Below are 12,226 nucleotides of genomic sequence, written 5' to 3'. Positions count from 1 at the left end.
TTAAAAATAAAGCCTACACCTAAAAAAGTCTAAACTTAATTTTTAGAGATGTAGCTTTAATCAACTTGGTTTTAATAAATAGCTGCGCTGTATTTTACCACAAAATCGTTATTAAGCTCCAGCCATTTATCAAGGCTAAATAGTCTATTTGGTGACATTATAACGAACCATAATAATAGGCCACAAAAAAGCGCCGTATCAACGCCGCTTCTTGTGAAAAATAGCTGGTTTAGATTAAGCGATATAAATGCCAATCACCGCATTATATCCACGCCAGCTGAACGGAGTGATGTAACTGTGGCGGTCTCTTGGTAAGTAAGCAATGCTAGGTGCGCCATCCACTATCTTTGGTGGGGCAATAATGAAATCTGCGCCAAACTCCGTACGAGCGTTACCAGAAATTGTGTTCGCCATCTCACCCAGCAAATCTTTCATCATTGTCATCGATGAATCAGGCTCACCCATGACTTTTATTACTTCACGCAGCATATTGCTGGGGGCACTTACATACACACAGCCCTCAAGCGGGCCAGATATCTTGATGATACCGCTATAGTCGTAGCCTACTGCACTTGTGTTATTGTTTAAATAAGGCGTATCAAGCGCCACAGGTGAGCCATCAATCTGTGCAAAGAATGTATTGATTGAGCTTAAAAACACCCCTAATTTGTCTACATTAATCATAATTATTGTCGTCCATACGTATCATCTGTGGCTGTGGAATGTGCTTACTGCTTATTGTTGCAGGCACACGACAATCTCTCCGACTTGACCTTGCCATGTCACCGGAATAATAAAAGAGCGTTCATCTTTAGGTAAAATGATACTTTGCGGTGAGCCCTTGAACACTAATGGCACAGAAATATGGAAGCTTGCGCCAAACTCATTACGAGCATTGCCCGCGATGGTATTAGCGACTTCACCGGCCAGATCGACAAGATTGTCTTCGCCTTTATCGGGCTCGCCCATATTGTCTAGAATACGCGCTAATAGCTCACGCGTTGCTGAAAAATACACCACGCCTTTTTGTGCGCCTGATATACCGATGACACCGGTATAGTCATGGACTTTGGGCTGTTTATTCTCTAATAAGTAAGGGGTATCAACGACCAGCTCTTCACTACCAAACTGGTTAAAATAGTTGGTAATGATATCCAAAAAAATCTGTAATTTCTGTTCTTTCATAGTTTTTATTCTTTAATAGTGTATCTACTTAAGTCATTAGATGATGTTAGTCTTGCATAAGCTCATCTAATGATTCGACAAGCTCTTCTTCTGAAAATGGCTTACATAAAAAACCACTTGCTCCCAATGATAACGCCTCAATACCAGTGGACTTATCAGACAATGCCGACACCACTAAAATGCGAACATCAGGGTCAATCGCGATGATTTTTTCGATACATTCAAGGCCATCCATCTCAGGCATGGTCAAGTCCATCGTGATAACGTCCGGACGGTGAATATTGAACTTCTCAATAGCACTCACACCGCTGGTTGCCGTAGCAACCAACAAAAACTTCCCCGAATCATACGCACGCTGAATGCGATTACGAATAATATTGGAATCATCAACAATCATTAATTTATACATAACTTATCTATTGTCCTTAATTAAGCGGCAGGTAAGGTGATAACAAAGCGAGTCATTTTACCAAACTCGCTATTCACATTGAGCTTACCGTCATATTCTTTAACTTGGGCTTTGATAATGTCGAGACCTACGCCGCGCCCACCATCTTCATCCGCACTATCTCTTGTGGAAAAGCCTGATGAAAACAGCTGCCTTAATAGCTCATTGCGCTCAATCTTGCTGGCATCTTCAGCACTAAAGCGCCCCATCGTTACCAGCTTGTCACGAATGCTCTCAAAATTGATACCCTGACCATCGTCTTGCAAGGTCATGATGACGTTTTGTCCCTCATTTTTCAGTTCTAAATTAATCACCCCTGTAGCAGGCTTACCAACTGCCGTGCGGGTATTTATATCCTCAATACCATGCACCACGGCATTGCGTAAAAGCTGAATACTGATGTCTTTTACCGCTTTTTTAAGGTGCGCAGGAATCACAACATGCGACAAGCTATCACCATTAAGCTGCACTCGTTTGCCTTGTCTTGCAGCAATTTCTGTCACAAAATTCTGATAAAAAGGTAGCAGATGAGCGTCAGAGGTATCTTGTGCATTGATACGATTACTAAGACCGGTATCCATGCTATCAGCACTATCTAGCGTGCGGTTAACGCTTGGGTTAGTAGCAGCAGCAAGGACAACTGGCGCATCAATAGTAACAGGAACGGTTGTCGACTGAACACTTGACACAGGAACTGGCGCACCCTGATTAATACGTGCACCCAAGGTTTCAATCGTATTCGATAAGCTTAACAACTCATCCAAATGTACGGCTAGCGGCAAGAAGTCATTACCTGATAGCTTGCCCTGATTTTGTAAGGCACTGAGCTTGTCTTCAGCATCTGACGAAATCTTAGTAAAGCTGTGCAGTTTAAGTGCTGAAGCCTCCCCTTTTAAGCTGTGCATTTCCCGATAAATAGCATTGAGTTTGCCTTCAAGCTCAAATTGTGAGCTACCTGGGTTTTTCAAAACATTGTTCATCTTGTCGATATGCGACTTGGTATTGGCAATGAACTCATTAATAACTTTCGGATTCACGTTTAAAATGGTGGTTAACATCTCAATTTGCATGTCATTTTGTGCGCTCTCTTTCTCTAAGCGCTGTTCTAAATAGACGGCATCTGACACATCATTCACGTTAACCAAAATACGCGCAATCTCTTTATTTTCATAAACACGTGAGAACTTAAAGTCTAAGAAACGACTGTCTGTCCCTTGGTCAGCTGAGGTGTCATGTAACATAACTTTATGTAGGGGATTCAGAGAATCGACCAGTCTTTCTTTCACGCGTGGGTTATACAACTGCTCAATGAACTGGCGCGTGGTCGTCAGGTCTTTATCAGAAATACGACCGCGCAGAACGTTAGCAAAGTTCTCACCGGCCAATTTATCCGCCCCAATGATTTTAGTCAGTGCGCGTGAGTATTGCTGACCAATATTTAAGTCTTTGTCCAGCAAGAACAAACCGGTACTAACTGTTTCCATGATCTCTTGAGTCTCGCGGCGCGCGCTGATCAGCTCTTCATCAGACGCTTTCAAGCGACGGACAAAATACAATACGAAAATAATAAAATATATAATTGCAAATGAGATACCAAAAATCTGCAAGTTTCTCAAGAAACCAGCACGGTTGCCGTTTTCAGTACTGATACTGTCCGTCAGGCCAGTGGCATTGTCATAAATACCTTGCGTTGCCTGCCCAAATCTATTCTCTAAATCGCTTGCTTCCACAGCCGACTCAGCGTTTACAAAGCTTATTGCTTCTTCCTTATAGGGAGTCCACAAGTTTAAGGTTCCCTGAACGTATTCAACCTGATCAGATTGAGTTGAAGGTTTGTACACATCTTCATCACTACGAATCGTGACCTTACCGCCCTCAGTAAGCGTCGTCACTACCTTATCAACTTGCTCAGTTAGCTGGGTTATTTTATCTACTTGCAAATCCAGCGCTGGTGTAGGCTGCTCTTGAGCGCGCATGATATTAAGTAAATATATCTCTTGAGTCAGTCTTGGAATATCACTTCGAAGATTGGCACTCAAGGCAGTACCTGCCCGCAAATCACGAATTTTAAGCGAGTTATAAATACTGGTAATTAGAACCCCTGACGTTAACAGCAAGAAAATAACGACAGAGACAATAATTGCTGTATAACGACTTTGAGGGATTTCTGAACTTGATCTTGAAGGCACTTCCATAACTAACTTCCTTGTTCAATGGAACAATCAAAATGATATTAAAGAATTGAAATGATTGATAGCTTGCCTGTCGTCCGTATTAACTTTATTACTTATCTTAAAATGAGACTGGCGGTATCATGTTTAATATAATGTACATATTCACTATTAAAATATTACTTTTGTGCTTTGAAATTATTTAATAAATATTTATCAACAACTCCATAATAATAACTAATTAAGAAACTATTACTACTGATTCGATTATTGTTGACCATATGGCAAACAGCATTTATGGCTTACCTTTAGCAAGGTATTTTATAAAGAACGCTATAGAGCGGAAGACAATCGAAGATTAATAAGGTAGGTAAGAACTAGTAACGGCACTCTTAAGAGAAAGAATAGCGTCAAAATCAACATTAAAAACTACTTTAAGGGATACTCTTGCAACAGTGATGGAAGTACTTAAGTAAGTTAAAATTACAAATTTATGAATTTTTATTACATAATTTTACATCGAATATTACTTAATTCTCTTTAAGAAAGCAATGCTTATCTTCAAAATACCAGATAAAAATCAGTTTATTTTAATGTCCACTTTATATGTCGCATTAATAGAATAATGTTAAATGAGTGATTACTTAATATTTTTATGACAAACAATCGCTTTAAAGATTTATGTAGAGTAAAAAATAGAAAAAAATACAAGTGCACAATATATAAATATTATTAAGCGTATACCCAAAATTGATATAAGTATTTTAAAAAAATAGGGTGTATTAAATATTTAATACACCCTATTTTTTAAGAAGTTTACTAATTGACTGGCTAGCTGTCCGCCTCATCCAAATCTAAGTTAGGATCAATACGCCAAATAAGCAGACAACCTAGGCTCATCAATACAAACATTGTCACGCCAAGCTTAAGTACTGGATTGACTGGGAATAAATTTAATAATACGCCGCCAAAAATACCCACTGAAAACATCAGCGAGCCTTGTAAGGCGCTTGCCATTCCAGCACGGTGTTTTTGAAAGGCCAGCGCAATAGCGGTAGCGTTCGGCTGCGTTAAGCCTAGCCCAGAAATACAGAAGAAAATACAGATTAATACCAGTGGCAACCACGCGTCGCTACCAAAAGTAAGGCCTAAAATAAAGAGGCCTGCTGAAGCGGTCACCTGCATCACTGCGCCAAAACGTAATAAACTTAAAATACGAAAGCGATTGGTAAGCCATTGATTCAATTGAGTGAGCGCCACAAAACCGACCGCATTCATCCCAAATATCCACCCGAAATGGGTCGATGAGATGCCGTAAGTATCCATCAACAACTCAGAGGCGGCGCTAATATAAACGAACATTGCGCCCATCAACATGCCACCACCAATTGCTGGGTAGTTAAAGGTAGTATCTTTAAGCAGATCCCAATATTGACTGAACACCTCTTTAGCTGGCCTGACGTTGCGGTTCTCTTCAGTTAGGGTTTCAAAAAAGAAGAATTTGGTTAATACTAAATTAAGCAAACCAAAAGCCGCTAAAAACCAAAAAATAGAATGCCAACTAAAAAATCGTAGGAACAGTGCGCCGAGTGATGGTGCTAATATTGGCGCTAAACCAATGACAAGTACCATAATGGAAAAAGCTTTTGCGGTCTGCTTAGCGGTAAGACGATCACGAATCGCAGCGCGGGTAACCACTGCTCCTACGCAAGCTCCGAGCGCTTGCAAGGTACGCCCTGCGAAGAGTACATATTCATTATTAGTGGTGGCACAAATCACTGAAGCAATGACATATAAAACCATACCTATATATAGCGGCTTAACCCGACCAACGCGGTCACTAAAGGGGCCATAAAACAGCTGACCAAACACTAAGCCCACAAAATAGGCGGGTACAGAGTTGGAAATAAAGGCAGTCGATACACCGAAGCTGTCCGCCATCGCTGGCAATGCTGGCAGATACATATCAATGGATAAAGGACCAACGGCGACAATAAGCCCAAGCATTAGAATCCATGCAACGGGTAATTCTGCGGAGCGTACTCGATTTTGGGCAGTAGATTGATTGGGCAGGATAGATTTTGGAGCAGACATATTTTAGACCATTGATATTCAGGTTATAACAGACAGTGTTATATCGTACTGTCTACAGATATTTCAATGGCTATATGGGCTTCAGCAAGCCCCTTTCACCTAAAAACGACGGCAGTAACCAATATAGAACATTGTATTCATGCAACTGGTGCTCAGTGAAACTGCCGTTTCGCGAATGATGTGGCGCTTTGTTTGGCTTTTTTAAGCGCGAGCTTACGGTTACGGCCGAGCATGAGTTTTACTTGCCATATCTTTTCCTGATAAAGGGTCACTGCTGACTGCTGATACATGGCGTTAATCACTCGCTTACTTGCCAGCACCGCATCGGGTGAACGCTCTGCAAACTCAGCAGCCAGCACTTGTGCATGCTCTAATGGCATGTCATTACAATGACTCACCAAACCTAAATCTTTGCCTTGCTCTGCATTAATAATACGCGCGCTCATTGCCAGCTCTTTTAGTACATCTGCACGCACCACCCCCAAAGCCGATTGGGTCAATCCCATATCTGGCACTAATCCCCACTTAGCTTCCATAATTGACAGCTGACAATCAGGATGACTGATACGCACATCACAAGCCAGTGCTAGCTGTAGACCTGCACCAATACAATGACCTTCTAGCACAGCAATGACCGGGACGGGTACTTCTCGCCACACTAGACATACCCGCTGGAATAAACTTTGCCAAGGTTTAACCAGTTCCCACAAAGCGTAAGCTTGGTTTTTAGGCTGGTTTAAATCCCCTAAGTCGATACCCGCACAGAACGTATTTCCAGCGCCGTTAATGATAATGGCTCGTAGTTTCTTATCCTTGCTCACCTGCGTCGCAACTTTGATAAGCTCATGCATCATCTCAAAGCTCATAGCATTTTTTTTGTGCGCGCGATTTAGGGTAACGGTTAAGATATTGTCGGTAATGCTAACTTGTAGCGTCCGGTACTGGAGAGTGGCAACGGCATGCATGATGACAGTCCTTAAGATCGAAAAATAATAAAGGTATAGAGAGAGCAATAATAACTATTGCTCATTCATCAATCTTAGCAGGCTTATACAGAAGCTGTCGTATCAATAACTGACCCTCAAGACCTAATATTTAGCGTTAATATTCACCATCAGATCATTTTCCAATTCATATCGTTCTCACTGAGGCGATGGTAATTAAGCTGCGGATAAGGGGCCAAATCGAGCATTTGTAAATTGCTCAATGCCAGCATTAAAGTATCAAAATAAGGTTTGAGCATCGCAAACTGTGCTGGAGTGGTGTGTTGGGTGTTTAATAAGCATTTGTCTTCTAGGTTTTGGCTGGCTTGGCGTAGCTGAGGTACGCCAGTATAACGACTGGCGCCTAATATACGATGGGCAATTTGAGACAGCTCATTGCGGTCACGTGCTTGCCATGCTTGGGTCAAGGCTTCTTTTTCAGTGGTAATGCTATCGAGCATCATCGTAATAAGTGTGGCGGCCAAATCTGGTTTATTCGCTGAGCGTGTCAAGGCATCTTGCCAACTTAGAATATCTAAATCATCGATACTGCTAACCGTTGGGCTACTATCTGCGGCTTGGTTTTCTGGCAATTGATGGTTTTGGTAAGGTGCTGAATCCGTTATTGAGTCGATTGCTAACTCAGTTTCTGCGCCTTGCGGATTACTTTGATTTTGAAACGCTGGTTTTTGATAAGCTGAATTTTGAAAGCCTTGTTTCTGAAAGCCGTGGTCTTGTACGCCTCGATAGCGTGGCTTAGTGGGCCGTTGCGGCTCACGTAGATAGTCATCACGCGGCTTAATATCACGCAGATAGTTATCACGTATTTTTTTGAGCGAGAGTGGACGTGCTATATTTTTATCTTTAGGCATGCCGATTTTTTTGGGACTGATTGCGACGCTTTTACCTGTATCAGTCTGTGTATCGTCATGACTATTAACTGCCGTACTTTGTGTTAATAGCTTTGGAGAGACGAGCGAATTATTTATCAGGCTGTTGTTGGCTAGCGGTTTAGTTGAGTCTTCTTGAGCCGACGCGTTTTGCAAAGTTTGTTCAGTGGGCGATATTGTTTGCGCTGTAGAATGAGTCGTTATTACCGTGTTGGTCTGCGAGGTTGCCGTGCGCCCTAGCCATTTTTGTAGCACTTGTAATAGTTGCGGTTGGCTAATTGGTTTGCCGACATAGTCGTCAATACCGCTTGCGATGAGCTTATCGCGTTCATCCGACAATCCGTGCGCGGTTAAGGCAATAATAGGAATGCGATTATCGGGATTTTCAATATTTCGAATTTGCGCAGCTGCTGCACGACCAGACATACGAGGCATTTGAATATCCATAAAAATCAAGTCGATGCGGTCTTTATCTTCAGGCCGAGCTTTACCATCCACACTGTTATTAATATTGGCAGCAGAATGATTAGCGACTTTACTCACTTGCGCACGAGCCTCTGCTTTAGAGATTTGTGTTTTGTGCGATAAGCTTTTCGGAGTAGTTTTAGAAGTCTTAATATGTTTGGTTTGTTGTTTACTGATCATCTCAATCGCATCAAAACCGCTATTAGCGGTAATGACGTTAATACCTAACTCACTCAGTAATGCATCTAATACTAATAGATTGGGCAAGTGGTCATCAACCGCCAAGACTGTAACCCCATTCCAGCGCGGAGTTTGGTTCTTTACTGTTAAATTTTTCTTTTGGGTATCAAGCATGGCATACAGTTGGCGCTTATCTAAAGGCTCATATAATATATTGGCATGATAACGGTTAAGTAAGGCTTGGTCAGCGGCCACTTGATAGCCAAAAACGGCAAGCTTGCCTTGATAATGCAAACGTATCTGTTTGAGCAAAGCCATCATGTCATCTTTGGTATCATTATCGACAATCACCCAATCCCAATAATTGCCGCGCTCTTTTAACGATTCAAGCACACCCGGTAAGGAGTTGGCTTGGGTTAAATGAATAGGCAAATTTTGCAGACTGGCTTTCAGCACTTGACGGGACGCGGCATGGTTAATCCAAACCAATACATGGTACTCATCGGTCGCGCTCGCCAGTGGCGCAAGTACCGGCAGCGCAATAGTCTGACCAGTTGCCGTTTCCAATACATCGACATGGGCTGGCATCCGAAACCAAAAAGTCGCCCCTTGATTGGCAATATTTTCTTGCACATTATCATAAAAACCAATATCACCGCCCATTAAGCGCGTTAGTTGCTTAGAGATTACTAAACCCAATCCAGTACCCCCATATTGACGGGTAACGGAGGGATCGCCTTGGCTAAAGCTTTGGAACAGCATTTTTTGGTCGGCAACAGAAATACCTTTGCCGCTGTCTTGCACGCTAATCATCAAATAATTATCTTGATAATCATCCAAGCTAACCCGCACCACCACATCCCCACTATCAGTAAATTTGATAGCATTACCAACAATATTGGTCAGCACTTGCTTTAGACGCAAGGCATCACCGTTGATACGCATCGGCACATCGTTATAAAATAAAACCGCGACGCGCAGACCTTTTTCTGCCGACACCGGCGACAGCATATCGACCACATCGTAAATAGTGTCATACAAATCAAAATCATGGCGGTCGAGTTGCAGTTTGCCGGCTTCAATCTTAGAAAAGTCAAGGACATCATTTACCAATGCCAACAGATGCGCGGAGGATTTACGAATGGTTTGCACGTATAAATCTTGCTCAGAGTTCAGCTCACCATGACGCGCCAGCAGATTAATAAAGCCGTCAATACTGTTCAGCGGCGTGCGCAACTCATGGCTAATATTGGCTAAAAATGCCGACTTCGCTTGGCTGGTAGAAATAGCCGCATCACGGGCATTACGAATCGAGATGTTTTGCATTTCCATTTCATCAAACGCCAAACGCAGGTCATCTTCGGTTTGTTCCGCATGGTCTGTTAGCTCCTGAAAGCTTGAGTGCAAGCGCCGCAGAGTCTTAACCAAATCTTGTTGTAATAAGTTGAGCTCGCCATCAGACTCTACCGGAATAGGCTTATACAAGTTATTGACATGAGTACGCTGTAATTGCAAACGTAGTTCATAAATAGGCGCAATCCAGCGCTTGGCATAGATATTTAGACTCAATAATAAGATTAAAATAGTAAGGAGACCGGTAATGACTAGCGCCATAGCGATACGATAACGGGCAATATATAACGGCTCATTGTCCATATCGACAAGCAGCCACAATTGTTGCCCTTCAAAAGCCCCTAATACACTGCCATAAGCAGTACCGATAGGCGTGGTTTGCTGCGATAGAAAGTTTTGCGCGATATCTATGACTGGCCAAGTCTCAGTAACACCGTAGCCCACCGTTGCCAGCACCTGATTGTTCTCATTAATAATGGCGATACGCTGCACGTGCTGCTCAGATTGCATACGGCTGAGCTTATCGCGAATGGCCACCAGCGTTGCGATAGCACCTTGCGGGGCAATATTAGAATTGGTACGACTTTGGCTTTCATCAACGATTGCGGTATTAGATGACGACCCAGTCTGCACACCGCCCAGCGCCTCCTCTGACAGCACAGCACCTCTCAAGCTACCGCCGCTAGCACCAATATACTGGTCGGAGTGCACCTGCGATATTGGCAACTGCGAGTTTTTCATACTGGTTTCAAGCGCGGATTGGCTAACCGATGCTATGCCCTTAACAATTTGCTTTGCGGTTTTTTCATTGTCCTTTAGCTGTTGACGTTCTTGCTCGAGCAGCGCAGGAATCAGTTCAGTAACCATCGGTTTATAACGAATCAATACTGCCTCTGCCAAGGCTTTTTGTTCTGACTCACTGGCGCGCATGGTCTCATAAAATACTAAAATGCCACCGACGGCTGCCAAAACACAAATCGGCAAAAACACCAATATGATCAGCTGACCATAGGCGCTACTGGTATCAAAGCGTTTTTTGTATGCCATGCTAAATGTGAACTCCATTATCGGTTATGTCATATTATTTATATTAATAAGTCATAGTAACCTTGTACTGCTATGATTATCTATCTAGCTACCGATAGGTGTATTAAGCGCCTAGTAGTCTAATTATTAAGAGTATTTTAGCAGCATTCATAATGGTAAAGGCTGTCAATGTGCTGAGCAAGCCTTTTTAAAATAGGGTTCATTTACCAATAACAGTTGATGCCATCAGCGCAGGTAAAAACAAAATGATATAATAGCGCCACTTTATATTTGTCATGAGGTTTGCTGCTATTCACAAGGCGCACTCACCATTAAAAAACCAGTATTCAATAATAGAGCCCTTAATAACTAAAATAGCCCTTAAACCCTCATTTAAAAGATAAACAAGGATGTCTTATGTCGTCTACGACCATATCGAATGCGAACTTTATTACCCAAATTACAGACCTTGCTGGTTGCGTCGGTCAAACGCCCTTAGTCAGATTACAGCGTTTACCTGAGCAAGAACAGATTACCAATGGGGCGCAATTGCTGGCCAAACTTGAAGGTAATAACCCAGCAGGGTCGGTTAAAGACCGTCCGGCTTTTAATATGATTTATCAAGCTGAGCAGCGCGGCGAGATTAAGCCCGGTGATACCTTGATTGAGGCGACCAGTGGCAATACTGGCATTGCGCTGGCGATGGTTGCTGCAATGCGCGGCTATCCTATCACTTTATTGATGCCCACTAATTCTACCCAAGAACGTAAAGACGCGATGATCGCTTATGGTGCCACCTTAATTGAAGTCGATGAGGGTATGGAAGCGGCGCGCGATATCGCGTTACAGATGCAAACGGACGGTTTAGGCATAGTGTTAGATCAGTTTAATAATCCTGATAATAAGCAAGCGCATTATCTGACTACTGGCCCTGAATTATGGCAGCAAACGGATGGTAAAATCACCCACTTTATCAGCTCTATGGGCACGACCGGCACTATCACCGGGGTGTCACAATATTTAAAAGAGCAAAACCCAGCGATACAAATTATCGGCTTGCAACCTGATGAAGAAGCCTCTATTGCGGGTATCCGCCGCTGGCCGGCCGCTTATATGCCGGGTATTTATGAGGCCGACTTAGTCGATGAAGTCATGGATATTGACCAGCATATTGCTGAGGTTTATATGCGTAAATTGGCTAAGACTGAAGGTATTTTTGCGGGAGTCTCATCAGGTGCGGCCGCTTGGGCAGCCGTACAGGTCGCCAAAGCCAATCCTAATGCGGTTATCGCCTTTATTGTCTGCGACCGCGGCGACCGCTATTTATCAACAGGACTTTATAATATTGACGACACCATTGATACTAGCACCGATGACAGTATAGAAAACCTTGCTAATAACGACAGCAAACAAGCCTTATAAATGATAAAT

At 42.8% G+C, this 12,226-nt stretch carries 8 protein-coding genes; 1 reads left to right on the top strand and 7 read right to left on the bottom strand.

The genetic code is table 11. The features are described from left to right. Positions 1-234: 234 nt before the first annotated feature. The 7 genes from ES754_RS08990 to ES754_RS08960 all read right to left on the bottom strand — a co-directional run bounded on the left by ES754_RS08990 (position 235) and on the right by ES754_RS08960 (position 10,816). Positions 235-684, bottom strand: coding sequence for a chemotaxis protein CheX (locus ES754_RS08990; protein ID WP_147223834.1), 450 nt, complete (start codon positions 682-684; stop codon positions 235-237). Between the two features lie 51 nt (positions 685-735). Next, positions 736-1,185 carry a chemotaxis protein CheX gene (locus tag ES754_RS08985; RefSeq protein ID WP_147223833.1) on the bottom strand — a complete coding sequence of 150 codons (450 nt, stop codon included), beginning with the start codon at positions 1,183-1,185 and terminating at the stop codon, positions 736-738. Between the two features lie 46 nt (positions 1,186-1,231). Further along, positions 1,232-1,594: a response regulator gene (locus tag ES754_RS08980; protein ID WP_147223832.1), complete on the bottom strand. Its 363-nt coding sequence runs from the start codon at positions 1,592-1,594 to the stop codon at positions 1,232-1,234. Between the two features lie 20 nt (positions 1,595-1,614). Beyond that, the gene (locus tag ES754_RS08975; protein ID WP_147223831.1) at positions 1,615-3,828 is read right to left on the bottom strand and encodes an ATP-binding protein; all 2,214 of its coding nucleotides are present in this window, start codon (positions 3,826-3,828) and stop codon (positions 1,615-1,617) included. Positions 3,829-4,635: 807 nt separating this feature from the next. Next, positions 4,636-5,898, bottom strand: coding sequence for a multidrug effflux MFS transporter (locus ES754_RS08970; protein WP_147223830.1), 1,263 nt, complete (start codon positions 5,896-5,898; stop codon positions 4,636-4,638). A gap of 152 nt (positions 5,899-6,050) precedes the next feature. Continuing rightward, on the bottom strand, positions 6,051-6,863 hold the full coding sequence (locus ES754_RS08965; RefSeq protein ID WP_147223829.1) for a crotonase/enoyl-CoA hydratase family protein: 813 nt from the start codon (positions 6,861-6,863) through the stop codon (positions 6,051-6,053). Between the two features lie 149 nt (positions 6,864-7,012). Next, positions 7,013-10,816: a hybrid sensor histidine kinase/response regulator gene (locus ES754_RS08960; RefSeq protein WP_227677907.1), complete on the bottom strand. Its 3,804-nt coding sequence runs from the start codon at positions 10,814-10,816 to the stop codon at positions 7,013-7,015. A gap of 396 nt (positions 10,817-11,212) precedes the next feature. On the opposite strand from ES754_RS08960, the gene cysM reads away from it, so the two are divergent. Further along, positions 11,213-12,217, top strand: a complete 1,005-nt coding sequence (gene cysM / locus ES754_RS08950) for a cysteine synthase CysM (protein ID WP_147223828.1) — start codon at positions 11,213-11,215, stop codon at positions 12,215-12,217. The last annotated feature ends 9 nt before the right edge of the window (positions 12,218-12,226 follow it).

The organism is Psychrobacter frigidicola (assembly GCF_007997305.1).
Lineage (GTDB): Bacteria > Pseudomonadota > Gammaproteobacteria > Pseudomonadales > Moraxellaceae > Psychrobacter > Psychrobacter frigidicola.
The sequence above is the reverse complement of the archived record's forward strand: the minus strand, read 5'-3'. Positions and strand labels throughout refer to the sequence as shown.

Bases quoted from the DNA above. Each gene is read 5' to 3' on its own strand.
- ES754_RS08975 (WP_147223831.1), bottom strand. From the start codon at position 3,828: ATGGAAGTGCCTTCAAGATCAAGTTCAGAAATCCCTCAAAGTCGTTAT.
- ES754_RS08990 (WP_147223834.1), bottom strand. From the start codon at position 684: ATGATTAATGTAGACAAATTAGGGGTGTTTTTAAGCTCAATCAATACA.
- ES754_RS08980 (WP_147223832.1), bottom strand. From the start codon at position 1,594: ATGTATAAATTAATGATTGTTGATGATTCCAATATTATTCGTAATCGC.
- ES754_RS08985 (WP_147223833.1), bottom strand. From the start codon at position 1,185: ATGAAAGAACAGAAATTACAGATTTTTTTGGATATCATTACCAACTAT.
- ES754_RS08960 (WP_227677907.1), bottom strand. From the start codon at position 10,816: ATGGCATACAAAAAACGCTTTGATACCAGTAGCGCCTATGGTCAGCTG.
- cysM (WP_147223828.1), top strand. From the start codon at position 11,213: ATGTCGTCTACGACCATATCGAATGCGAACTTTATTACCCAAATTACA.
- ES754_RS08965 (WP_147223829.1), bottom strand. From the start codon at position 6,863: ATGCATGCCGTTGCCACTCTCCAGTACCGGACGCTACAAGTTAGCATT.
- ES754_RS08970 (WP_147223830.1), bottom strand. From the start codon at position 5,898: ATGTCTGCTCCAAAATCTATCCTGCCCAATCAATCTACTGCCCAAAAT.